Source organism: Rhizobium sp. A37_96 (genome assembly GCF_053521765.1).
This window is the reverse complement of the sequence record NZ_JBNWDS010000008.1, coordinates 164795-187907: the sequence shown is the minus strand read 5'-3', so window position 1 is coordinate 187907 and position 23113 is coordinate 164795. Positions and strand designations below refer to the sequence as shown.

At 60.7% G+C, this 23113-nt stretch carries 20 protein-coding genes; 7 read left to right on the top strand and 13 right to left on the bottom strand.

Annotation, left to right across the window (positions count from 1 at the left end; translation table 11 throughout):
• Positions 1–8: 8 nt before the first annotated feature.
• Positions 9–149 carry a hypothetical protein gene (locus ACQZ6J_RS20895; protein ID WP_163988567.1) on the bottom strand — a complete coding sequence of 47 codons (141 nt, stop codon included), beginning with the start codon at positions 147–149 and terminating at the stop codon, positions 9–11.
• A gap of 260 nt (positions 150–409) precedes the next feature.
• Between ACQZ6J_RS20895 and ACQZ6J_RS20890 the strand changes: the two genes are divergently transcribed.
• Together ACQZ6J_RS20890 and ACQZ6J_RS20885 are read left to right on the top strand one after the other, a co-directional pair.
• Positions 410–1456 (top strand): NAD(P)-dependent alcohol dehydrogenase, encoded by a 1047-nt coding sequence (locus ACQZ6J_RS20890; protein WP_449085459.1) that lies wholly within the window; start codon positions 410–412, stop codon positions 1454–1456.
• Positions 1457–1602: 146 nt separating this feature from the next.
• On the top strand, positions 1603–3345 hold the full coding sequence (locus ACQZ6J_RS20885) for a cation:proton antiporter domain-containing protein (protein WP_449085458.1): 1743 nt from the start codon (positions 1603–1605) through the stop codon (positions 3343–3345).
• A gap of 13 nt (positions 3346–3358) precedes the next feature.
• On the opposite strand, the gene ACQZ6J_RS20880 is transcribed toward ACQZ6J_RS20885, so the two are convergent.
• On the bottom strand, positions 3359–4270 hold the full coding sequence (locus ACQZ6J_RS20880; protein ID WP_449085457.1) for an acetamidase/formamidase family protein: 912 nt from the start codon (positions 4268–4270) through the stop codon (positions 3359–3361).
• A gap of 139 nt (positions 4271–4409) precedes the next feature.
• Positions 4410–5360 (bottom strand): GlxA family transcriptional regulator, encoded by a 951-nt coding sequence (locus ACQZ6J_RS20875; protein ID WP_449085456.1) that lies wholly within the window; start codon positions 5358–5360, stop codon positions 4410–4412.
• 85 nt (positions 5361–5445) lie between these two features.
• Between ACQZ6J_RS20875 and ACQZ6J_RS20870 the strand changes: the two genes are divergently transcribed.
• From ACQZ6J_RS20870 to ACQZ6J_RS20860, 3 genes are all read left to right on the top strand, one after another.
• Positions 5446–6135 (top strand): DJ-1/PfpI family protein, encoded by a 690-nt coding sequence (locus tag ACQZ6J_RS20870; protein WP_449085455.1) that lies wholly within the window; start codon positions 5446–5448, stop codon positions 6133–6135.
• Positions 6136–6321: 186 nt separating this feature from the next.
• The gene (locus ACQZ6J_RS20865; protein ID WP_449085454.1) at positions 6322–7341 is read left to right on the top strand and encodes an alpha/beta hydrolase; all 1020 of its coding nucleotides are present in this window, start codon (positions 6322–6324) and stop codon (positions 7339–7341) included.
• Between the two features lie 364 nt (positions 7342–7705).
• Positions 7706–8542, top strand: coding sequence for an alpha/beta fold hydrolase (locus ACQZ6J_RS20860; RefSeq protein WP_449085453.1), 837 nt, complete (start codon positions 7706–7708; stop codon positions 8540–8542).
• A gap of 77 nt (positions 8543–8619) precedes the next feature.
• Here the strand turns inward: ACQZ6J_RS20860 and ACQZ6J_RS20855 are convergent, their stop codons facing one another.
• The 9 genes from ACQZ6J_RS20855 to ACQZ6J_RS20815 all read right to left on the bottom strand — a co-directional run bounded on the left by ACQZ6J_RS20855 (position 8620) and on the right by ACQZ6J_RS20815 (position 18838).
• Positions 8620–8793, bottom strand: coding sequence for a hypothetical protein (locus ACQZ6J_RS20855; protein ID WP_204326669.1), 174 nt, complete (start codon positions 8791–8793; stop codon positions 8620–8622).
• A gap of 166 nt (positions 8794–8959) precedes the next feature.
• A complete protein-coding gene (locus tag ACQZ6J_RS20850) occupies positions 8960–9466 on the bottom strand; it encodes a hypothetical protein (RefSeq protein WP_449085452.1) in 507 nt (168 codons plus the stop codon).
• A gap of 62 nt (positions 9467–9528) precedes the next feature.
• Positions 9529–10560 (bottom strand): CorA family divalent cation transporter, encoded by a 1032-nt coding sequence (locus ACQZ6J_RS20845; protein ID WP_163988584.1) that lies wholly within the window; start codon positions 10558–10560, stop codon positions 9529–9531.
• Between the two features lie 92 nt (positions 10561–10652).
• Complete coding sequence (locus ACQZ6J_RS20840; protein WP_449085451.1) at positions 10653–11705, bottom strand: DUF2218 domain-containing protein; 1053 nt, start codon at positions 11703–11705, stop codon at positions 10653–10655.
• Entirely contained in the window at positions 11702–13678 is a 1977-nt protein-coding gene (gene fhuB / locus ACQZ6J_RS20835; protein WP_449085450.1) for a Fe(3+)-hydroxamate ABC transporter permease FhuB, read from the bottom strand. Before fhuB ends, ACQZ6J_RS20840 begins: the two co-directional genes overlap by 4 nt.
• A gap of 7 nt (positions 13679–13685) precedes the next feature.
• Complete coding sequence (locus ACQZ6J_RS20830) at positions 13686–14576, bottom strand: ABC transporter substrate-binding protein (protein WP_449085449.1); 891 nt, start codon at positions 14574–14576, stop codon at positions 13686–13688.
• A 187-nt stretch (positions 14577–14763) separates the two neighbouring features.
• On the bottom strand, positions 14764–16953 hold the full coding sequence (locus ACQZ6J_RS20825; protein WP_449085448.1) for a TonB-dependent siderophore receptor: 2190 nt from the start codon (positions 16951–16953) through the stop codon (positions 14764–14766).
• 168 nt (positions 16954–17121) lie between these two features.
• Positions 17122–18006 carry a helix-turn-helix domain-containing protein gene (locus tag ACQZ6J_RS20820; RefSeq protein ID WP_449085447.1) on the bottom strand — a complete coding sequence of 295 codons (885 nt, stop codon included), beginning with the start codon at positions 18004–18006 and terminating at the stop codon, positions 17122–17124.
• A gap of 181 nt (positions 18007–18187) precedes the next feature.
• A complete protein-coding gene (locus ACQZ6J_RS20815; protein ID WP_449085446.1) occupies positions 18188–18838 on the bottom strand; it encodes a hypothetical protein in 651 nt (216 codons plus the stop codon).
• 325 nt (positions 18839–19163) lie between these two features.
• Here ACQZ6J_RS20815 and htpG point away from each other — a divergent pair, with 325 nt between their 5' ends.
• Both htpG and ACQZ6J_RS20805 read left to right on the top strand, forming a co-directional pair.
• Complete coding sequence (htpG, locus tag ACQZ6J_RS20810) at positions 19164–21053, top strand: molecular chaperone HtpG (protein ID WP_449085445.1); 1890 nt, start codon at positions 19164–19166, stop codon at positions 21051–21053.
• Between the two features lie 280 nt (positions 21054–21333).
• Positions 21334–22107 (top strand): siderophore-interacting protein, encoded by a 774-nt coding sequence (locus ACQZ6J_RS20805; protein ID WP_449085444.1) that lies wholly within the window; start codon positions 21334–21336, stop codon positions 22105–22107.
• A gap of 77 nt (positions 22108–22184) precedes the next feature.
• Here ACQZ6J_RS20805 and ACQZ6J_RS20800 read toward each other — a convergent pair whose 3' ends face one another.
• Positions 22185–22859, bottom strand: a complete 675-nt coding sequence (locus tag ACQZ6J_RS20800; protein ID WP_449085443.1) for a hypothetical protein — start codon at positions 22857–22859, stop codon at positions 22185–22187.
• Positions 22860–23113 lie beyond the last annotated feature (254 nt).

The following is a 23113-nucleotide window of genomic DNA, read 5'->3' as shown; positions in this document are numbered from 1 at the left end:
AGATGCGTTCAGCGCGGGTATTGAATAAGATTATAGTGCAGCAATATCACGGGTATCGCCATGAGCATGATCAGAAGCATTGCGACGCTTGCCGTGCGCACCATCTTCATTCGGCGGACGCGCTGACCGGTCCAGTCATATACTGCCATAATAAGCCCCTCCTTGTCCTCGGCCCCTAGAAAGGCAAGAAATGGAACTCCAGTCAATATCGGCAATAGCGAGCCTTATAATAAGTATTTACTAATATTTGTTGGTGCGAGTGGCTTTTTGGTCGCAATCGCATCCCCGATAATTTTGAAGGGATTTCGTGAAGATCGTTTTGTGGTGTTCGTTCAGGCGGTATAACGGGTTGGAATTTCGTCCCCATTGCAGTGGGACTACCGGTTTGCTTTGAAAAGAGGAAAAGGCAATGAGCAAGATGCGTGCCCTGGTGTTGGAGCGCCAGCATGAATTGGCGATCCGCGATATCGATCTGCCGCAGGATGTCGGACCGGGCGAGGTGAAGATCAAGATCCATACAGTCGGCGTCTGCGGATCCGACGTGCATTACTACACGCATGGAAAGATCGGGCCCTTCGTCGTCAACGAGCCGATGGTGCTCGGTCATGAGGCTGCCGGGATTGTCGTCGAAGTCGGGTCCGGCGTAACGCATCTGAAGGTCGGGGATCGCGTCTGCATGGAGCCGGGTATTCCGGATGCGAATTCCAAGGCCAGCCGGCTTGGCATGTACAATGTCGATCCCGCCGTCACTTTCTGGGCGACGCCGCCGATCCATGGCGTCCTGACGCCCTTCGTCGTGCATCCGGCCAACTACACCTTCAAGCTGCCGGACAATGTCAGCTTTGCGGAGGGGGCTATGGTCGAGCCCTTTGCTGTGGGCATGCAGGCCGCGACCAAGGCGCGCATTACGCCTGGCGATACGGCAGTCGTGCTCGGTGCCGGTCCCATCGGCATCATGGTGGCGGTTGCAGCGCTCGCCGGCGGGTGCGCGCGGGCGATCGTTGCCGATCTGGCGCAGCCGAAGCTTGATATCGCCGCCCAGTATCAGGGCGTCATTCCGGTCAATATTCGCGAGAAGAACCTGCTTGAGGAAGTCGAGAGGCTCACGGAAGGCTGGGGTGCGGATGTCGTCTTCGAATGCTCGGGTTCGCCGAAGGCCTGGGAAACCGTGATGTCGCTGCCGCGCCCGGGTGGCGTCATCGTCGCCGTCGGACTGCCCGTCAATCCGGTCGGCTTCGATGTTTCGACCGCATCCACCAAGGAAATCCGCATCGAGACGGTTTTCCGTTATGCGCATCAGTATGAGCGCTCCATCGCGCTGATCGCGTCCGGCCGCGTCGATCTCAAGCCGCTGATCTCCGAAACCTTCGCCTTCGAGGATTCCATCAAGGCGTTCGACCGCGCCGTCGAAGCCCGGCCCACGGACGTCAAGCTACAGATCGTCCTGGAGCAGTAAGCTTCTGTTTTTGCATCGCCTTGCCTTGGCAAGGCGATGTTTTCCTTCAGTTTCACTCGACCCCGTAGACGGCCCGGCAAAAGCGGTGCTAGGTAGCCTTATACGCAGGGAATAGGCTTTAACGCCGTGAAACGGGAAGGACTGCCGTGCCGCACGACGTTGCATTGATCGCATTGATTGCCGCTGGCTTCGTGTTCGCGGCCGTTTTCGGCTATCTGGCCGACAGGCTGCACCTGCCGCCGCTGGTCGGCTATCTCGTGGCAGGCGTCATCATCGGCTCGTCCACACCGGGCTTCGTCGCCGATGTTTCGCTGGCGTCGCAATTGGCCGAGATCGGCGTCATCCTGCTGATGTTCGGCGTCGGCCTGCATTTCTCGGCTGCGGACTTGCTCGCCGTGCGCGGCGTCGCGATCCCCGGCGCCATCGGGCAGATCGCGATTGCAACCGTGCTGGGTGTCGGCCTGACCTCGCTTTGGGGCTGGAGCGTCGGCGCGGGCGTGGTTTTCGGCCTGAGCCTTGCCGTTGCCAGTACCGTCGTGCTCTTGAAGGCACTGGAAGAGCGCAATCTTGTCAGTTCGACCAATGGCCGCGTCGCCGTCGGCTGGCTGATCGTCGAGGATCTGGCGATGGTCCTAGCCCTTGTCCTGCTGCCGGCTTTTGCCGGTGTCCTGGGCGGACACGGGGATGCCGGCGACCATGCCGCTTCCGGTTCCATCTGGCTGACGATCGGCATGACGCTCGTCAAGGTGGCGGCGTTTGCGGCCGTCGCGATCTTTATCGGCCCGCGTGTTGTGCCCTGGCTTTTGACCTCCGTGGCACGCACCGGCTCGCGCGAACTGTTTACGCTATCCGTTCTCGCGATCGCGCTCGGCATCGCCTTTGGCGCGGCGGAGATATTCGGCGTGTCCTTCGCGCTCGGCGCCTTCTTTGCCGGCCTCGTGATGAGTGAATCGCATCTCAGCCACAGGGCGGCGGCTGACTCCCTGCCATTGCAGAACGCGTTTTCCGTTCTGTTTTTCGTATCCGTCGGCATGCTCTTCGATCCGTCGGTCCTGATCCGGGAACCGCTGATGATTATCGGCGTGCTTGCGCTCATCATGCTCGGCAAGTCGCTGATCGCCTTTTGTGTCGTGTTGCTGCTGCGTTATCCCGCCAGCATCGGTTTTGCTGTTGCGGCGGGACTTGCGCAGATCGGCGAATTCTCCTTCATTCTCGCAGGGCTCGGCGTGTCGCTGGGACTGCTGACGCGGGAAGGGCAGGATCTCATCCTTGCTGGAGCGATCCTGTCGATCACGCTCAATCCGCTGGCCTTTTTCGCCACCGAGAAGCTGGAAAAATGGGCGTTTTCCCGCTGGCCGTTTCTAGCAACCAAATACGGCATGGCCAAGCTGGAAAGCTTGCGCCGCCAGTTGACCACCATCAACAAGCAGCGCGAGGAAAGGGATCGCCAGCATCACCTCGAGATCGAACAACTCATCGAAACCTTCCCGATGTTTGCCGAGCTCGACGACAATGCGCATGAGGAGCTTCTGTTGCTTTTCCGGCCGCGGTCTGCTTCGCCGGGCGACCGCGTCATTCGTACCGGTGATCGCGGCGACAGCATGTTCTTCATCGCCTCCGGTGCAGTCGAGGTCCAGCTCGAGGATGAGGAAATTCCTCTCGGCGCCGGTTCCTTCTTCGGCGAGATGGCGCTGCTAACGGGCGCGCGCCGCACCGCCGACGTTGTCGCCGTCGATTTCTGTCAGCTTTTCGTGCTGGACCGGCGCGATTTCAACCTGTTCATGTCGCGGCATCCGCAATTGCGCGCGGCCGTCAGCCGCATGGCGCGCGAGCGCCAGGAGAGCAACGTGTCGCGCCAGCGGCGCGACCAGTCGCTGGATGCAAGCTGAGCTCGTCCCGGATTTAGCGGCGCTTGAGCCAGGATTTCGAAACGCGGCAGGCCATGGTATAGGCGGGATCGAAGACGTTGCCGACATCGTAGCGCACGACCTGGCCGAGCAGATGGCTGGCGGCGGTCCTGTCGAGGCCGTAGTCGGAGCCAAGCCAGCGCAGCATTTCGCTGGTTGCGTGCTGCAAGGCCTGGTCGAGCGGTCGCGCATTGCCGATGGTGAAAATATCGTCCGCCGTCTCGCCGCGCGGCCAGACGATCGTCTTTTTCTTTTCCACGCTTAGCCGGACAGTGACCTCGAAGGTGGTTTCGATCCCGGTGCCGACGATCTCGCCGTCTCCCTGCACTGCATGGCAATCGCCCAGGAAGAAGAGCGCGCCGGGCGCCGACACCGGAAACCAGACGGTCGTGCCCGGGCCGAGCAGGCGATAGTCCATATTGCCGCCGAACTCGCCGCTGGTGGCGGTCGATATGGCCTGGCCGAGCGCGGGCGCGACACCGAAGCAGCCGATCATCGGCGAGAGCGGCAGGGTCAGGGTTTCGAGGCCCGCGACGGGTTCGGCGAGCCGCGTCGTCCGGGCTTCGCGGTCGATCTGCCAGATGACCTTTTGGCTTGCCGGCAAGGCGCGCACGTCCTGCGGATCGACGACATTGCTCGCGACGACGCTGCGGGTGAAGCCCGTATCGCGCGTCGGCAGCATGGCAAGGATCTCGACCTTGAGGGAATCGCCCGGCTCCGCGCCGTCGACGAAGATCGGTCCGTTCATCGGATTGGGGCCGGAGATACGGTGAACGTCGTGTTTGTCGTAGCCGGCGGCATCGAGCGTTTCGGTGACAACCGTATCGCCGTCGGCGATATGCAAGGCCGGCGGCAGCGAACCGATGACATTGTGGTAGACGGTGGGGGAGAAGCGGTGCGTTACCATTCTGCAGAACCTTGTCTTGAATCCGATTTGGCCAAACTAAGACGAGTCAACCGGTTTCGGAAGGTTGCTGAGGCGGTATTTGTGCGGGGACGGCACCGCTTGCCTGGGAGTGGGGCGGGTCGTGTCGGCCTTGATCTTTTCAGGCGAAATGATCGCGGAACGCCTGCGGCGTGGTGCCGAATTTTCGCATGAAGTTGCGCCGCATGGTCTCTTCCGAGCTGAAACCGCATCGCATGCGCGCCTGATGCACCGTCAGGCCTTCCTCCAGAAGACGACGGGCGGCCTCGATGCGGATTTCCTCCACCGCTCGCGCCGGCGTGCGGCCGGTCGCCTTCAGATAGTGGCGGGAAAAGCTGCGGGCACTCATATTTGCCTGTTCGGCGAGCGCCGGCAAGGAAAGGTCGGCGCGCAAATTGTCCGTGATCCAGCCGTGCAGGCGATCGAAGCGCTCGTCGTTCTCCTGCAGGCGCAGCGCCGAACTGAACTGCGCCTGGCCGCCGGGACGCTTGAGAAAGACGACGAGCTCACGCGCAACCGCAAGCGCCAGCTTGCGCCCGAGATCCGCTTCCACCAGGGCGAGCGAAAGATCGATGCCCGCCGTCACACCGGCCGAACTCCAGATCGATCCGTCCCGAACGAAGATGGGATCGGGCTCGAGCTTTACCTTTGGGAAGCGTCGGGTGAATTCGTCGCAGCGGTTCCAATGGGTTGCGGCGCGGCGCCCATCCAGAAGCCCGGCTTCGGCGAGAAGAAAGGCGCCGCTGCAGACGGAGGCGGTGCGCCGGGCACTTGCCGATCGTCTGCGTATCCATTCAAGCAGGATCACGTCTTCGCAGGCCTTGTTGACACCCCAACCGCCCGCGACGATCAATGTGTCGATCGGACCGCCTGCTTCGCCAAGCGGGGTCGTCACGAGCGCAAGGCCGGAACTGGTCTTCGTGCGCCCGCCCATGGCGACGGCGATTGCTTCATAAGGTTTTTCCCGTCCAGCCTCGAATGCCGCCTCGTTGGCGCTGGTGAAGACCTGCAGCGGGCCGGCGATATCGAGCAGCTGTGCGTTGTCGAAGGCGAGAATTTCGATGCGGCGCATGATTGGCACAAAATGACGGTGGTTTGGCAAGTATGCCAGATTGTTGTCGCATAAGCTCGCAGGTGTCAATCATTGGAGACGTATCATGACCATCCGCTTCGGCCTGCTTGCCTTTCCCGGCGTCCAGCAACTCGATCTGACCGCGCCCTATGAGATATTCGCATCGATGGAGGATGCCGAGGTCCATCTGGTCTGGAAGGATAAGGGGCCGATCATTTCGGCGACAAAACTGGTGTTGCAGGCGACGACCGCCTTTGCCGAATGCCCGCAGCTCGATGTCGTCTGCGTGCCGGGCGGCAGCGGCGTCAATGCCTTGCTCGAAGACGAAGCCGTGCTGTCATTTGTCCGGGCGCAGGCTGCCGGCGCGCGTTTCCTGACATCCGTCTGCACCGGCGCCCTTGTCCTTGGCGCCGCCGGCTTGCTGGAAGGCAAAAGAGCGACGACCCATTGGAACGCGCGTGATTTTCTTGCCGATTTCGGTGCGATCGCCACGCCCGGCCGCGTCGTTCGGGACGGCAATCTCTTTACCGCGGGCGGTGTTACCGCCGGTATCGATTTCGGGCTGACCATCGTCGCGGCCCTGCGCGATCAGCGGCAGGCGGAAGAGATCCAGCTTTCACTGGAATATGCACCGGAGCCGCCGTTCCACTCGGGAACGCCCGACGAGGCAAGCGCGGAGGTGCTGGCGGCCACGAGGCAGCGTCTTTCTGGCTCGCGAAGGGCGAGAGAGGCAATCATGGCCCGTCTGCTGGCTGCAAATCGTAGGGCCGGCTGATCCGCCGATAGCAGCGGGAGCTTTCATCCGAGCGCAATGGAAGGCCGATAGGCAGGCGCCAGAACCGCCGATCCCGCCATTTCTCCCGCTTGACACGAACCGGGTTTCTGCGACCGTAGCCTCACAACATCGTGTTCGGTCGCGGAAAAGGCGTCTCTTATGAATGAGTTCCGATCATTTCGCTGCATGTCCTGTTTTGCCCTCGCGGCGGTCGTTACGATCGCCGCAGCCTTTTTGCAGATGCCTCGGGCTATCGCCGCCGAGACGCCCGGAATAGCGCCGCAGACGAAGTCTTCTATCCAGCAGGTCGAGAAGCTGATCGGCACCTTGCGCGACAGCGGCGCCATGTCCGGTCCGGACCTTGGACAGCGGCGCGCGGGCTTTGAGACATTGATGGCTTCGACACCGGATCCGACGCGGGTGCAGATCCGGCGGGTCGACGCCAACGGCGTGGATGGCAATCTGATCTGGCCCGCACGGTTACATCACCCGATCGGCCGGCGCGCGGTCCTCTATCTGCATGGCGGCGGCTTCTATAGCGGTTCGCTCAGAACGCATCGCAATGTCGCTGCCGCGCTCGCCAAGGCAACATCGGCCGATGTGCTTCTGATCGACTATCGTCTCACACCCGAAAACGGCTTTCCCGCGCAAAGAGACGATGCGGTGGCAGGTTATCGCTGGCTTCTGTCGTCCGGGTACAAGCCCAGCAACATCGTCATTGTCGGCGAGTCCGTCGGGGCGACCCTGGCAATCGAGGTCGTCCTGAACCAGATGCGCCTCAGGGGAACGCTTCCTGCGGCTGTGGTTGCCATGAGCCCGGTCACCGACTTTACTGCGACGGGGGCATCGTTAGCCACCAACGCCAGCAACGATCCGTTCATGGGCAAGAACGAGTTGGCCCTTATCAGCAGCGCATTCGTTGGGGACCGTTCCCTCGCCGATCCCGACATATCGCCGCTTTATGGCAATTTCTCCGGCTTTCCGCCGATGCTGATACAGGTGGGCTCGCGTGAGACGCTGCTCGATGACAGCACGCGCCTGGCAGACAGGATTCGCCAGGCGGGTGGGACTGTGAGCGTGGAAATCTGGCCGGGGATGATCCATCAGTGGCAGATCTTCCCGTTCTGGCTGGACGACGCACAGAAGGCGATCGGCAGGGTCGCCGAGTTCGCGATCGCGCATTTTGCCGACAGGCCGGCGCAATAATATCTGCGCGCAATTCGCGGTCGGCGCGGCAGGCGTCGCCGACAAGTCACCGGAAGCAACAAGGCGTGCCGTTGGGCTTGGCCGGTAGCCAAGGCTCGCTCATTTATTTATCGCAATAAATAATCGCGAACTAAATTTGTCGTAGACAAGGAAGATCGAAGGGCGTATGCCTATTCATGTCGCGATAATAAATCGTGCGATAAATTTCAAAGTGGAGATTGAAATGAGCCAGTCGATCCATCAAGCTACCCGCCGGGGGGTTATGACAGCCGGGCTCGGCCTTGCCGCCGCTGCGGCCGTCACCCCCTTCGCTCAACCTGCACAAGCCTCTACAAAGCAACCATCTTCGAAAGGTACGGACACAATGAGCAGCAGCACGATCACCACCAAAGACGGCACTCAGATCTTTTACAAGGACTGGGGCTCACGCGATGCGCAGCCGATCGTCTTCCATCACGGCTGGCCGTTGAGCGCCGACGACTGGGACGCCCAGATGATGTTCTTCCTGGAGAAGGGCTATCGCGTCATCGCGCATGACCGGCGCGGTCACGGCCGCTCCAGCCAGACGGCGACCGGCAACGAGATGGATACCTATGCTGCCGACGTTGCCGAGCTTGCCGAGCATCTCGACCTCAAGAATGCGGTGCACATCGGCCATTCGACGGGCGGCGGCGAGGTCGCCCACTATGTTGCCCGCGCCAGGAAGGGCCGCGTCGCCAAAGCGGTCCTGATCGGCGCCGTGCCGCCGATCATGGTCAAGTCCGACAAGAACCCGGGCGGCCTGCCGATCGAAGTCTTCGACGGCTTCCGCGCGGCCCTCGTTGCCAATCGGGCGCAATTCTTCCTCGACGTGCCCAGCGGGCCGTTCTACGGCTTCAACCGGCCGGATGCGAAGGTCAGCCAGGGCGTGATCCAGAATTGGTGGCGCCAGGGCATGATGGGCGGCGCCAAGGCGCACTACGATTGCATCAAGGCCTTTTCGGAAACGGACTTCACCGAGGATCTGCAGAAGATCGACGTGCCGACGCTGGTTCTGCACGGCGAGGACGACCAGATCGTTCCGATCGCGGATTCGGCGCTGCTGTCGATCAAGCTTCTCAAGCACGGCACGCTGAAGACCTACAAGGGCTTCCCGCACGGCATGGCAACCACCCATGCCGACGTCATCAATGCCGATCTGCTCGAGTTCATCAAGGCCTGACGCAGCCTGAAACCAGAGCGCCCGCCTTTCGGCGGGCGCTTCACAGCCTGCCGGGTGCTGTTACCGCCTCCGCCGCTTCAGCTGTCGAGTTTCAACGAGAGCTGAACGGCGCGCGGCAAGGGCGGTAGCGGCCGGCTGATTTCGACCCGGCGCGTCCAGTCGGCGCGCCGCTCCTGTTCGCGCTCCCTAAGCGCCTTCGATACAGCGACAAAGCTCATTGCACGTTCGATGACTTGTTCGGCCTTGGTCATGGATATCTCCATATGTTCACTTTATGTTCTCATATTGAATGGAGAAAGTCAAGCCGGCCGGGCATTGCTGTTCTCCGGTGTCGTCGAGGCAGCATGCTTCGGATCCTCGCCAGCGAGAAAGCTGCACCACCGACATTCTCCAGGAATGCGCCACCCGTCAGACCCCTCATTGCCGGCGCAGGTCGATTTGGCTCGTGACGACCGATTTGCCGGAGTTCAGGTCCTTGTCGATCGTTTCGATCGTCAGCCGGCTGCCGCCCTGCTTGCGGATTGTCATGTTGGCGTTCCGGTCGCCGTTGACCATACGCGCCCAGTGCACCGCGAGATTGATGACGCTGCCTTGCCGGCTTCCCGAGAGCTGTGACGGCGCGCCGGACGGGCCGACATAGGTGCCGGAATAGCGTGTTCCTCGTGCGGCAAGCTCGGCCGAGACCGAACGGCTGACGACAAGCAGGCCGCGGCAGTTGCCTTTCATCGAGATTGAAGAACCCGGTGCGCTGATATTGAATTTGCAGGAAACGTTGATGGGCGCTCCGCCAATCTTTCGAAGCACCTTGCCGTTTCCCGTCCAATTGCCGTCGAGCGGCTTCAGAAATCCCGCCTCGTCGGCCGCAGCGGGTGGCGCGGCACAAAATACGGCGAGGATTGCGAGGAGGCATGCTTGGCGATGCATGATATCAACCCCTTGGATATGATGGACGAAGAACGCCGCAGAACGCCGGCGGTTCCCCGCAATCAAAGCCAGTTGATGCGTTTCAATATGTAGAGCGTGACGATGGACGTGATGGCCACCAATGCGACGATAACGACGAACGCCCATGTGTCGTTGACGCCCGGAATGCCACCGACATTCATGCCGAAGAGGCCGGCGACGACACTCGGCGGCAGAAGTAGCGCGGCAAGTGCGGCAAGCCGGTTGGAATTGCGGGCAATGCGTTCGCTGATCACGGTGGAAAGGTCGTCATGCAGAATGCTGGTCCGGTCGCGGATGGCGTCCAGATATTCGATGCAGCGCATGAGCTTGTCGATGACTTCGCGCATCCGGAGTTTGTCGCGCTCGGTAAGCCAGGGCGCATCGTCATGCTCGATACGGTTGAGGGCGTCGCGTTGCGGTGAGAGATAGCGTCGCAACTGTACGGCTCGTCTGCGAAGTAATTTGAGACGCTCGCGGACTTCGGCGGCCTCTCCATGGAAGATCAGTTCATCGAGTTCGTCCACCTCCTCGTCCATCTGGTCGAGGACAGGTTCCAGGTCTCTGACGAGCTTGTCGCTGACGAGGGCGAGCAACTCTCCGGCGCGTTTCGGACCTTTGCCTTTCTCGAGCGCCTGGCGAATGTCGCGAAGAGCGGTGATGTAGTGTCCGCTGTCACGGAGCGTGACGACGCGGTTCTCTTCCACCCAGGCATGGAGGGGCACGAGATCGAGCTCATCGGCCGTTTTTTCCGCCTCCTGGGGAGGGGTCGCGCAGACACCGCGAAGGATGATCAGCAGACCCTCTTCGACCGGTTCCACACGCGGGCGGGATTCATCTTCCAGCAGCGCGTCCGCGACGAGAGGATCGAAACCGCCGCTGCTCGTGACCCATGTTGCTGCCGCATCGTGGTCACGTTCGAGGTGGACCCACAGAATGCCGTCTTCAGGCGTCCAGCGCTGCAGACCTGCTGCGCCGATTTCGCGACAGCCGCCATTGCCGTCGAGAAGGACGGCAAAGCGAATGCCGGGCTCGGCACCATAACTCAAATGAATCTTCTGGCCTGCAACCTCCATCCGCCCTCATCCTCCCCGAGCGTCCAAGAGGAGAAATCATACGGCCACTTTCCAACGAGAGCAAAGCACTCCTGTCCTCGATCCCTGCTGGCTCAGCGTTGCCAATAGGCGGCGACGCTGAAGGTGGCGGGATCCCTGGCCAATTCGCTCTTGACGAAGGCGCGGATGGCACGGGCTTGCCTTTGCTCGCACGCGGCCCAGACGTAAGTCTGCGGGTCGGCGGCGGGTACGATATCGCGCAGAATGCGCTCCAGCGCATCGGATGCGCCAGGCGCCGTACCATTGCGATGCAGCCAGGTGACATCCATCGAGGCACTGGAAACGAGCGTCTGCTCCTCCTGCCCGTCGGCTACCTCGAGGAAGATGCGCAAGTCCGCTTGCGCCGGCATCGCGGCCGCAATGCGGGCAATGGCCGGGAGCGCGGTTTCATCGCCGGCCAGAATGAGCTTGCGGGCAGCCGGTACGCCGCCGCCGCCCGGCCCGATGAGGCCGGCACGATCGCCGGGTTGCGCGGTCATCGCCCATGTTGCTCCTGGAATGTTGTCGCCTTCGTGCACAACGAAATCGATGTTCATCGTGCCACGGGCAAGATCGATGCTGCGGATCGTATAGGCGCGAAGGGTCAGCTCGTCTTCGCCCTTCGGCCAGTGGATGCGTCCGTCGGGTTCCGTATGCGGCCAGACCGGCTCGCGGCCCTTCGGCGGAATGAGAAGGCGGACATGCATCCCGCCCTCGACGAAATGCCTGGCGTCGTCGGTTGCGACCACAACGCGGCGCATGTGCGGTGTGATATTATAGGCGTCGATAACGCTGATCTCCCGAAAATTCGGTATGGCCGACGGCTGCGGTCCATCGGCCCAATTCAGATCGAGGGTGTTGCCCGTTGAGAGTTCGAAGAGGTTTTCGGCGACCATGCTGCGGACGGTGAAGAGCATGGCTGCGGTCGGGCAACGCAGCCGGATGTCGAGGCGGTCATTGCTGACAGCGATGTCGGCGCTGCCGATGACTGTCTCCAGGCGAGCTCCGGCGGCACTGCGCGTGATCGTGACGTGCTCGGCGAAACGTGCGCAGAATTGATCCAGCAATTGACCGGCATCCTTATGCGTGGCAACGCCGGAGGCAGTGAAATCCCTTGCATGCATCATTGCGTAGTCTCCTTGCGGGTCAGGAACCAGATGAGATAGGGGCCGCCGATCAGGGCGGCGAACAGGCCGACCGGAACCTCGTAGGGAAAGATCACCATTCGAGACAGCCAGTCGGCAAGCGTCAGCAGCATGGCGCCGAACAACAGGCTGGCGATCAGCTGTTTGCCGATCTCGCGAAAGCCGACAAGCCGCGCGAGATGCGGCGCTATCAGCCCTGTGAGGCTTAGGGGGCCGACGAGAAAGGATGGGATGGCGGTGAGAAGGGCTGCCAGGATAGCCAAAGCGAGCCTGCTGATTGCAACGGAGAGGCCGACAGAGCGGGCGACGTCGCCGCCGAGCGGCAGAACATCAAACCACCGCCGCAGAAGCGGCAGCATCGGGATAAGAAGCGCGGCCGAGATAATTCCCGTCCATGCTTCGAAGGAGCCGGCGCGATTGGTGGACCCCGACAGCCAGGTCAGCAGGAGATAGCCGCGCAGATCGCCGCGGGCAAGAACGACGGTGACGATTGCCATCGAGAGGGCGCCGATCGCGATCCCGGAAAGCAGAAGACGCTCCGGGCCGAAGTTTCCGCGAGCGCTGAATGCCATCATGGCGAGGAACGCGACCAGAGCGCCGATCGTCATCGCGATAATGGTGATGGCAGGCGAGGGGAACGCAAAGAGGAAAAGCGCTGCCGTGAGCCCGGCGCCGCTGCCGGCGCTGACGCCCAGAACCTCAGGGCTTGCAAGCGGATTGCCGGTCAGGCGCTGCATGATAAAGCCGGCTGCGGCCAGCATGGCGCCGGCCGTGGCTGAAACGACGGTGCGCGGCAGGCGAAAAGGCAGAAGCTCCCAGAACCGGACGCCGAAAGCCAATTGCCAGCCGTCGATGCTGCGCCCTGCCGATAGTGCCAAGGTCGTCAGCAGGATGACGCCGATAACGAGCGCGGCCAGAGCCATCTTGGGTGCGGCAAGGTTTGATCGCGGCCGAGGAGCGCTGTCCGGCCGCAGCGCACTCGTCGAATGCAGGCGCGGCAGGAGCAGGAGCAATAGCGGCCCGCCCAGAAGCGCGGTCGCCGCGCCTGTCGGTGCAAGATCGGTGAATCCCGGTGAAAGGAGCTGCACGGCGCAATCCGTGAGGAACAATAATCCTGCGCCGGCAATGGGCGCTGCGACGAGCAATTGTCTGGTGCGGCGTGCGCCGCAAAACCGGGCGAGATGGGGCGCGGCGAGCCCGAGGAAGCCAATGACGCCAACCTGCGCCGTCACCGAAGCCGCAAGCCAGACGGCAAGAGCCAGGACGACAAAGCGCATGCTGTGCAACGCCAGACCGAGGCTTTTGGCGCTGTTGTCGTCAAGGCTCATGACGGTGAGAGGGCGAAGGAGCAACAGTGCCGCCGCAAAGCCGATGGCGAGGCGGGGTGCCAGCGTTATGACGCCGTCCCAACTTTGCTGGTTTAGCGCTCCCGCGCCCCAGATGAACACGGACATGGCATATTCACCGCGCGCTAGAATAATGGTGACGCTGAGAGCGCCGGCGACCAGGGTTACCATCATGCCGCACAGAGCCACGGTCACCGGATCGAGACCTCGTCGCCAACTCAAGGCCAGTACGATCAGGACAGCGGCAAGCCCGCCGGCAAAGGCCGAAAATTCGCGTGGAAGGCCGACGAGCAGTGGAAAGAGGCCGACTGCGATCGTCATCGCCAGCTGTGCGCCGGCTGCGATACCGAGGGTCGAGGCGTCGGCGATCGGATTGCGCAGGACCCGTTGCAACAAGGCGCCGGAAAGGCCAAGCGCCGCGCCGGCGATGATCGCGACGGCTGATCGCGGCAGCAGGCTGTCGATCAGCAGGATGCGGTTGAGGGCGACCGCATCGCGCATGTCCTTGGCAAGCTGCGGCCGCAGGGCGACCAGTGCTGCAAATGCAAGGGTGCAGACGACGCCGAGCGCGACGCCGTTGCGCGCCAGCAACGTGCTTCTGGCGATCATGGGCCGCTCAACCATTCCATGCACGGGTCAGTCCTCCTGCAAGGAGATCGGCAAAACGCTCCGCCGCCGGCAGCGCGCCATAGGGGTTAATCGAGCCGAGGAGAAGAACGCGGCCCTCTTGCACCGGCGGGAGCGCCTTCCAGAAGGCACTTTGCCGGAGCTCTTCCAATGCTTCCGCCGGGTGCGGCGGGATCAGGACGATCCATGCCTCCGGCATGGCGGCGAGGCGCTCGATGCCAACGGGCGCCGTCGCCGAATAGCTCGTCAGATCCGGCCAGGCATTGATGAGGCCGGTCCGGGCCAGAACCTCTCCGAACATGCTATCGGAGCCGAAAACGCGAAAATGTCTGGAATCACCCAGATTGATCGGCAGGATGGGGCGATGATCGCCCTTGCCGAAGATGATGCGGTGGGCTTCCAGCTTTGCCCGCGTGGTGTCGACGAGCGCATGGCCGGTTGGCAGACCTAGCCGTTCGCCAATCGCAAGCGTCATCTGCTCGGAAAGCCGATAGGGACTGGCGCCCGGCCGATAGACGGCATGGCTCTCGACCGGTGCGATCAGGCGCAGGCGATCATCGGCCCAGGCATAGAAATTCGAGTTGAAGATCAACTCCGGCATGGCGGCATACAGGACTTCGAAGTTCGGTGTGCCGCGCAGCCCGAGATCGGCGACGCCTGCAGGAATGGCGGGCGTCACCGCGACGTCCCGGAACTGCAGCAGCTCGGTTCCGGCGACCACATTGGCGCCGATCGCAAGCAGGGTTTCCAAAACAGCCCAATCGAGCGTCGCCACGCGCGGGCCTGCCGCCGCGCGTGCCGGTTTCAGGCCAATCGCGCCGACCGCCGCCATGGCCAGAAGTTGCCGACGCGATAGCATATGAGCGTTTATTGCCGTCATGGAAGATCGCTGACCGGTTGACGCTGCGGATGGGGAGAAGCTCTCATGCCGACGCTGAAAATTCGCTGCCGCTGTTGCGCCGTCATTCGGGCGTCGCCCCTGGTTTCAAACGAGTTCGAGGATTGCCTTGCGGCAATCCCCGGCTCTTTGCCACGATGGAGAAAGAAAGTATACTTTTTTTATCAACTTACCACTTCTTGCTGAGCTTGAAGGTGACGGTTCTGGCATCGCCATAGCCGCAGACATTCTCTCCGGCGCAACCCGAGACATAGTCCTTGTCGAAGAGGTTGGCGACGTTGAGCGAGGCGCCCCATCCCTTCTTCTCATAGCGAATGCCCGCATCGAAAAGCGTCGCGGAAGGCACGCGCAGGGTATTGGCTTCATCCGCCCAGGACTTGCCCTGGTAGCGCACGCCGGCACCGATGCTGAGACCTTCAAGCGCATCGCTGGTAAAGGCATAGTCGAGCCAAAGCGAGGCGGTGGAGTTCGGCACCAGATAGGGCGAGTTGCCGACGACGGACGTGTCGATATCCTTGGTGATCTTCAGATCGGTGTAGGAATAGGAGCCGAGCAGCTTCCAGTTATCGTCCAGATTGACCTTGCCTTCGAATTCGACGCCACGCGAACGCACCTCGCCGACTTGCCGCTGCAGGAAGGTGACCGGATCAGTCAGGGCCATGTTCTTCCGGTCGATCTGGAAGATGGACGCCGTGAACAGGCCGTCGATGAAGTCTGGCTGGTATTTGACGCCAGCCTCGTACTGCTCGCCCTTTTCAGGGGTCAGGCCGCCGCCGGTAACACTGGTGCCGATGAGAGGATTAAAGAAGGTGCCCGCACTGATATAGGGCGTGATGCCATTGGAGAACTCGTAGGCAAGTCCGGCACGGCCGCTCGGGGCATTTTCGTTCGACTTGTAGGTCGTGCCAATCTTCGAGTCGGAATTGGTATCGACGAAATCGTAGCGGCCGTTGAGCGTTACCAGCCAGCCGTCGCCGAAGCGCATCTGGTCTTGCGTATAGACGCCGAGCTGCTGCTGCGTCATGACCTGATTGAGGTAGACGAAGTTCGTGCCTTGCGGCGTGCCATAGACCGGGTTGGTGGCGCTGATCGGATTGGAGCCGCAGCAGGCCTGAATCTGGTCGAGACGATAGATCGAATAGTCGGTGCCGATCAGGAAATCATGGCTGATCGGGCCCGTGTCGAACTTGTTCTCCGCGCGCGTGTCGACCGAGAACGTATCGACTTTCGAGCGTTCGAAGAAGCCGATGCGGTTCAGCATGTAGTTAGGGTCATCATAGCCTGGGCTGAGCGGATTTCCATCCACATAGCCGTTCAGATAGGGACCTTCCTCACGCTTGTAGAGGTGGCCGTAACGCGCGTTCTGCGACACGGTCCAGCCGCCGTCAAAGTCGTGCGAAAACTCGTAGCCGAGCATCTGCTGCGCATATTTCAGGTTGTCGATACTGCGTTCGCCATAAAAGGCATCGCGCTTGATCTTGCCGAAAGGCGCATCGACGACAGTGCCGACATAGGGAAAGAAACCGTTGCCGCTATGGATTTCATCAAGGCCGCTCAACATGCCGAAAACGGTTAGCTTGGTGGAATCGTCGGGCGAGATCGTCACCTGCGGCATGATGAAGCCGCGCAGGTCATGGGTGCCGTCGCTGTAGGTATCGCCGCCTGCAATCTTGCCGGTCAGGCGGTAGCGGTAGACGCCATCTGCCGAGAGCTTGTCGGAGAAATCGAAGCCGACGAAAGCGTTGCCGAGATTGTTGATGCCGATCTCGGTGGAATATTGAGGAGTGTCGGTCGGCTCCTTGCGGATCATGTTGACGAGGCCGCCGGGATTGGCGCCGCCATAGAGCACGGAGGACGGGCCCTTCAGGACTTCGACACGTTCGAGCATGTACGGATCGATCTGGAAGCCGCCGAAGCCGTAGCTGTAGAGCGTCAGGCCGTTCAGGAAGACGCCGGTCTGTGTCGCGTCGAAGCCGCGAATATAGAACCAGTCGGTATCGCCGTCGTTGCCGAAGGGCTGGGTGGTCACGCCGGGCGTGTAACGCAGCGCTTCATCCACCTTGTTGGTGATGCCACGATCCTGCATCTCCTGCTGGCCGACGATGGAGACCGATTGCGGCACCTCGGTGATCGGCGTGTCGGCCTTCGAACCGGATGTCGTCTTCTTGGCGACATAGCCCTTGACCGGGGCGGTGCCGCTGTCCTCGCTCTTCTGTTGCGAACCGCCTTGAATGACCAGCGGCTGCAATTCCGTGGGCTTTTCCTGCGCCGCAACCTGCGTGCCGGCCAACAATACGGCAATGGCCGCGCCCGTCGCCAGAAGCGACACTCGCGATACGTCTTTCTTCAATCCCTGCATTTCCGTCGTTCGTCCCGATTTTACGCCCGTTCGGCCGGAGGCGGCCGATCCCTCAATAAGATGAGGAGTTAACTCATATTTACCGGCGAAGCTTGTCTGTCACGAGGGAAATTGAACGTTTTTGGGCAATTCTCCGCAAAGCATGCAATTGCTCGGGAACTGTGGTCTTCAGGCAAGCCTGCTGCGTTTCCAGCTTGCGGGAGCGGCGCCGACATTCTTGCGGAAGACGCGGGTAAAATGCGCCTGGTCGGCAAATCCGGTTTCGACGGCAACTGTCGTCAGCGGCATTTCGCTCTTCAGGAGAAGCTCCTTGGCTCGCTCCAGCCTTGCCTGCGTTTGCCATTGATGCGGAGGGAGGCCGGTTGACGCCTTGAAGGCGTGGCTGAAGTGTGATTGCGACAGGCCGGTCAGCACTGCCAGTTCCTCCAGCCGGATGGCCCGTGTGCAATTTTCCTCTATGTAGTCCACGGCTCGACGCAATTGCCAGGTGGCAAGGGCGCTACGCTTGCGTGGCTGAGTTCCGCGCAATTGCAGCACGTCGATCAACAGCGAAAGCGTCAGACCGTCGCCATAGAGGTCGTGCAGCGGTTCGGGATTTTCACATTCGGCAGCGATAAGCTCAGCGAGCGCCATCACGCGCTGGTCGGTGAAATGCAATTGCGGCCGATCGAGCCGCGCAGGATCGATATTCTCCATCAGCCGCTGGCTGATGATTTCCGCATTGAAGTGAATATCGAGGTGGCGCACGAATTCAACGTCGGAAATATCGACCCAGAGTTCCATGCGAGCCGGAATGTAGGAGATCCGCCCCCTGTTGTAATCCTGGAGCTGAGCCGGCGCTCGCGGCGACTGTCGAACGTTGGTGGTGCCTGCGCCGCGCTGTTCCAGAAGAATGAACAGACGCGGATCGTTCGCGACATAGTATCCACCGGCATGGGCCGCGCAGTTGACATTCCAGATATCGGCGACAATGCCGTTCCACTGGCGTCGGTGCATGCCGCCGATGACGGAAAAGCCTCCGATCTTGTTCTGCATTCTTGGCTGAAACGTCATTCGCGGTTTCCGGTGTTGCTCTCGCGCAATAATCCTTCCCATTTAACTCAAGTTATTACAGCAACCGAGCGCGGATGGCAATCGGGCTGCTGCGACGCGAAATAATGGTGTAGCCGCATGCGCATATGCAAAAGGGACGCTCTTGTCGAGCGTCCCTTTTGCCGGATTTGGATCGCCGCTGCTAGAAGAGCCCGGCCGTTCGGATTGTTTTCGAATTTGGCCGATAAGAAGCTTCGATAACGCCGGACGACTGATGTTTGGACAATGGGGGCGGAGCAATGGCGTGCGCGCGCTTGGCGGCCGGGCTCTGCAATGCGTCGCAATTTCCAGAGCTGCTCGTCCTGACCTGCGGCTTGTCGCTGCCGGAGCTGATGTATTCCGTGATCCGGGTGCAGGTGCCCTTGCCGGATGTCGTCGAGATCATCGTGTAGCCCTGGGCACCTTTTGGCAGCCTGGACAGATCGATCTTCATGACATTATCTGCCCCCGCCGGCCATTGCGCCAGGAACTGTGCGTTGTTGAACATGGCCGCCGTCTCGCGGTCCATCTCCGCTGAAATGCGCTGCATTTCGGCAAAGGGCGAGGCGTCATCGAACGGATCGAAGGCTGTGACGGTATAGGAGGTCGGATCAGAAGCGCCGCGGAATTCGACGGCCGGCGGCTGATCGCCGCTGTAGCGGATCACCTCCAGCGAGCCGTCCGGCAGGCGGACGGTCATTTGATGCCTGGTGGCGGGTGGTCTGGTCTGCTGTTGGGCGAGCGCCTGGCTTGCCAATCCTGCTGCTGCGATGAGGCCGGCGCCGATAAGGAACGCACTGCGAAGGGTTTGCACGATGGTCTCCTTTTCTTGAAGAGCATATCCGATGGGCTTCCGAGCGGATGGCTTCGGGCGCCCATCAATGTGACCCGCTCGATTTTGGGCGTACCTTGGCCAAATTTATGGCATGTCGCCGTAACGGCGCGGCGTAGAAGGATGGTTCAGGTAAAACCTGTGTGATTGGCGCGAAATCCGGATATTGCCAGTCGTCGATGTCACCTGCGGAAAGAGCGCCGTTCGTCGATTGGGCATTCGATATGACAACGCCCGCTTGAAATTTCCCTCGTCTTCCGCCACCTGTTCGGCGTGACGTTCAACATTCCCAGGAGACTAGACGCATATGACAGCGACCACCGCAGAACAGACCGCCGAGAGCCACGTCTTTGAGGCCGACGTTGCCCGCCTTCTGCATATGATGGTTCACTCGGTTTATTCGGACAAGGATGTTTTCCTTCGCGAGCTGATCTCGAACGCGGCCGACGCTTGCGAGAAGCTGCGCTACGAGGCCATCGCCGAGCCCGGCTTGCTTGCGAGCGATCCCGACAGCCGCATCCTCCTGACGCTCGATGCCGATGGCGGCAAGCTCGTCGTGGAAGACAATGGCATCGGCATGAGCCGCGACGAGATGATCGAAGCGCTCGGCACGATCGCCCGCTCGGGCACGCGCGCCTTCATGGAGCGTATCGAGGCGAACAGGCAGGGCGAGGGCGCCCAGCTCATCGGCCAGTTCGGCGTCGGCTTCTACTCCTGTTTCATGGTGGCCGATCGCGTTGACGTCGTCTCGCGCAAGGCAGGTGCCGAGGACGCATGGCTCTGGTCTTCCGATGGCAAAGGCGGCTACAGCGTTGCTCCTGTCGATGCGGGCGAGGCTCCGGCGCGCGGCACGCGTATCACCTTGCACCTGATGGAGGATGCCAAGAGCTACGCGTCGCGCTGGACCGTCGAGCGCATCGTCAAGGAACAGTCAGGCCATGTTCCGGTGCCGATCAAGATCGCCGAGAAGCCTGGCGAGGAAGCCACGCAGCTTACCGACGGCACCGCACTCTGGACGAAGTCGAAGAACGACATCACAGCCGAGGAATACACCGATTTCTATCGCAGCGTTTCCGGTCAGTATGACGAGCCGGCATTGACGGTGCATTTCCGCGCTGAAGGCCGTCATGAATATTCTGCTCTCGCCTTTGTGCCCGGTTCGCAGCCGTTCGATCTCTTCGATCCGGATCGCAAGGGCCGCATGAAGCTCTATGTGAAGCGGGTCTTCATCACCGACGAGGCGGAATTGCTGCCGCGCTATCTCCGCTTCGTGCGCGGCCTTGTCGATACGACCGATCTGCCGTTGAACGTCTCGCGCGAGATGATCCAGGAAAGCCCAATCCTGACGGCGATCCGCAAGGGCGTCACCAACCGCATCATCACGGCGATCGAGAAACAGGCCGAGAGCGACCATGACGCCTTCCTGAAGATCTGGGAGAACTTCGGCAGCCTCATCAAAGAAGGCATCTACGAGGACTTCGAGCGACGCTCGCAACTTCTGGCGCTCGCGCGCTTCCGCACGACTGTGTCCGCGGACGGCTACCGGTCGCTTGCGGATTACGTCAAGGATGCCAAGGAGGGCCAGCAGTCGATCTATTATCTCGTTGGTGGCAGCCTCGAGCAGCTGAAGGCCTCGCCGCAGCTCGAAGGCTTCCGCGCCCGCGGCATCGAAGTTCTGCTGCTCACCGATTCCGTCGACAGTTTCTGGGTCACCAATGCTCCGGAATTCGAAGGCAAGAGCTTCAAGTCGATCACGCAAGGCTCCGCGGATCTTGCGCAGTTCAAGAAACAGGACGAAGACAAGCCGGAAAGCGAAAGCGCGCCCGCGGACGTGCAGGCCTTCCTCGACTACGCCAAGCAGAAGCTCGCCGACGAGGTCTCTGATGTCCGTGCCTCCGATCGCCTGATCGAAAGCGCTGTCTGCCTTGTTGCTTCCGAACAGGGGTATGACCGGCAGCTTGAGAAGATCCTGCAGGGGGCCGGCCGTCTGCAGTCCGGTGCCAAGCCGATCCTCGAGATCAACATGGATCACCCCGTCGTCAAAGCCATAGCTGCCAGGGCGGATGCGCCGTCCTTGCGTGACGACGCCGCCTTTCTTCTGCTCGATCAGGCGCGTGTTCTCGATGGTGACAAGCCGGCCGATCCGCGTGCCTTTGCCGAGAGATTGGCGCGCCTGATGGAGAAGGCGCTCCAGTGATCCAATCGAGGTCGGCGCGGCTGAAACGACCGCGCCGACCCGGCCCGCGGAGCGTTGCTGCCGCAGCGCGTCGCCGGCACGCCAGTAAACTTGTCTTTAAAAGTCATCTTTTTGTTGCGAGGCGAGCATTCTTCTTCTATAGAAAGCGCAGTTTGGTCGGGCAGTGCCCGGCCACGTAAGCGTTAACGTCACTCAACGCGTATGATCGAACGGCTCTGCGGCTTCGGTCTGCGCGACTGTGTCCTGCGGATCGAGATCGAAGCGCCTCAAAAGGACACACATGGACAATCCCCATACTTCCAATCCGGCGGTCTCTGCACCGAAGATCGAGCGCGTCCGACATGAGTTGAAGCGGCGCACCCTGACGGTTGCGGCCATCGAAAGGATCACGCCGGGCATGTTGCGCCTGCAATTGTCAGGCGATGATCTGGCCGATTTCGTCAGTCTGGCGCCCGACGATCACATCAAGATTCTCGTGCCGGGCGCAGGCGAGGAGATGGAGCGGCGTGACTATACGCCTCGCCGTTATGATACCGATGCGCGGACGCTGCTGATCGATTTCGCCATCCACGAGGCCGGACCGGTGACCAAATGGGCGCTCGATGCGCGCATTGGCGATCGATTGGAGATCGGCGGCCCCCGTGGCTCGGCCGTCGTTTCCGGCGATATCGAGAACTGGCTGCTCATCGGCGACGAAACGGCGCTGCCGGCAATAGGCCGTCGGGTCGAGGAGGCTGCCGCGAATACACGTATCACTGCGATCGTGGCGGTTGCCGATGCTGGCGAGCATCAAATCCTTCAAACCAGCGCGCAGCTCGATATCCGCTGGGCGCATCGGCCCCTGTCGAAAGCTACGGATCCGGCCGCGCTGATGGACATTCTCCGATCCGTCGACCTGCAGGCCGGAACTTTCGTCTGGATCGCGGCGGAAGCCTCCGTCACGCGGGCCCTGCGTACTTACCTGGTCGAGGAACGCGGCTATCCGCTGAGCTGGATCAAGGCATCCGGCTATTGGGTGAAGGGCAAGGCTGATACGACCGAGAAATTCGATTGAATGTAAATAACGCAGGTGGCATTAAGCCACCTGCGTTGGATCATGCTTCCAATAAAGCCTGTTGAATTCGGATTTTTCTAGCTACGATCGCGACCGTTGGAAAATTCTTTCATCGCTTCCGTATTCGCTAGTTCACCTAGTTCGATGAGCCAAGGTGAGGCAATATAAATAAATGCACTAAATGCGCTTGTTGGTATCAAGAGACCATATCTGCTAACAGAAGCAGCGATTGAATGAAACTCTGGTTTAGTATATCCGGCTTTTGTTATGGATTCTTCCAAGTTTTTCCAGAATTGAGTCTGTGAATTGTCCTCGAGTTGGCGCCCGAATAGCGCTGCGCTGTAAGCAAAGCCTATCATTACCAACTCGTCTCTGGTCGCTTGTTCTAGAATGCTTGCCCAGCGACGAAAGTTATTGCCACTAAGAGCTTTGTTCTTTTTCAATCCGGCAATGACCTGTGCAAGCAGCTTTAGGTTTTCAATCGCCGCGCCATCTTCAACCGCTTTGTTAAAGCGATGAATGACTTCAAGCATAGGATCGACGTCGCCGGCACTAAACTCTATCGGACCATGATAACCGTGACTAATCTCATCGATAAATGCATCGGTCGCCTCCCTGGTGCGCTTTTCAGTCCAGGCGTCTGCAGCTACTGCTAATGTGTTTCCACCCGGCAATTGCAGCATGCCTAAGATGTCGCCGATCACGCCAGCGCTTAATTTCACGAGTTTTGTGTCGACCACTTCTATCTCCATCCGCTAAGTCCTAGCTCATTTAAGAATTGGAAGAAATTGTTTCAAAGCCTCTTGAAACTCGTCCTCGATTTCCCCTTCCAATTCTACATTTCCTTTAGATCTTGCAAACTACGAAGGAAGGCGTCGTTTCCAACGCGCTGGCCTCTATCAAGGAAAATCTTGATTGCGAGCTAATGTTAGCGTTTGCAAAGAGTGGTTCTTTAATTGCCAGCACTCGTGCTCCAATTCTCGTAGAAAGCATCTTGCCGGAGCAG

Coding starts and splice junctions, on each gene's coding strand:
- ACQZ6J_RS20895 (WP_163988567.1), bottom strand. CDS start 149: ATGGCAGTATATGACTGGACCGGTCAGCGCGTCCGCCGAATGAAGATG.
- ACQZ6J_RS20890 (WP_449085459.1), top strand. CDS start 410: ATGAGCAAGATGCGTGCCCTGGTGTTGGAGCGCCAGCATGAATTGGCG.
- ACQZ6J_RS20880 (WP_449085457.1), bottom strand. CDS start 4,270: ATGGTAACGCACCGCTTCTCCCCCACCGTCTACCACAATGTCATCGGT.
- ACQZ6J_RS20875 (WP_449085456.1), bottom strand. CDS start 5,360: ATGCGCCGCATCGAAATTCTCGCCTTCGACAACGCACAGCTGCTCGAT.
- ACQZ6J_RS20870 (WP_449085455.1), top strand. CDS start 5,446: ATGACCATCCGCTTCGGCCTGCTTGCCTTTCCCGGCGTCCAGCAACTC.
- ACQZ6J_RS20865 (WP_449085454.1), top strand. CDS start 6,322: ATGTCCTGTTTTGCCCTCGCGGCGGTCGTTACGATCGCCGCAGCCTTT.
- ACQZ6J_RS20860 (WP_449085453.1), top strand. CDS start 7,706: ATGAGCAGCAGCACGATCACCACCAAAGACGGCACTCAGATCTTTTAC.
- ACQZ6J_RS20855 (WP_204326669.1), bottom strand. CDS start 8,793: ATGACCAAGGCCGAACAAGTCATCGAACGTGCAATGAGCTTTGTCGCT.
- ACQZ6J_RS20850 (WP_449085452.1), bottom strand. CDS start 9,466: ATGCATCGCCAAGCATGCCTCCTCGCAATCCTCGCCGTATTTTGTGCC.
- ACQZ6J_RS20845 (WP_163988584.1), bottom strand. CDS start 10,560: ATGGAGGTTGCAGGCCAGAAGATTCATTTGAGTTATGGTGCCGAGCCC.
- ACQZ6J_RS20840 (WP_449085451.1), bottom strand. CDS start 11,705: ATGATGCATGCAAGGGATTTCACTGCCTCCGGCGTTGCCACGCATAAG.
- fhuB (WP_449085450.1), bottom strand. CDS start 13,678: ATGATCGCCAGAAGCACGTTGCTGGCGCGCAACGGCGTCGCGCTCGGC.
- ACQZ6J_RS20830 (WP_449085449.1), bottom strand. CDS start 14,576: ATGACGGCAATAAACGCTCATATGCTATCGCGTCGGCAACTTCTGGCC.
- ACQZ6J_RS20825 (WP_449085448.1), bottom strand. CDS start 16,953: ATGCAGGGATTGAAGAAAGACGTATCGCGAGTGTCGCTTCTGGCGACG.
- ACQZ6J_RS20820 (WP_449085447.1), bottom strand. CDS start 18,006: ATGACGTTTCAGCCAAGAATGCAGAACAAGATCGGAGGCTTTTCCGTC.
- htpG (WP_449085445.1), top strand. CDS start 19,164: ATGACAGCGACCACCGCAGAACAGACCGCCGAGAGCCACGTCTTTGAG.
- ACQZ6J_RS20805 (WP_449085444.1), top strand. CDS start 21,334: ATGGACAATCCCCATACTTCCAATCCGGCGGTCTCTGCACCGAAGATC.
- ACQZ6J_RS20800 (WP_449085443.1), bottom strand. CDS start 22,859: ATGGAGATAGAAGTGGTCGACACAAAACTCGTGAAATTAAGCGCTGGC.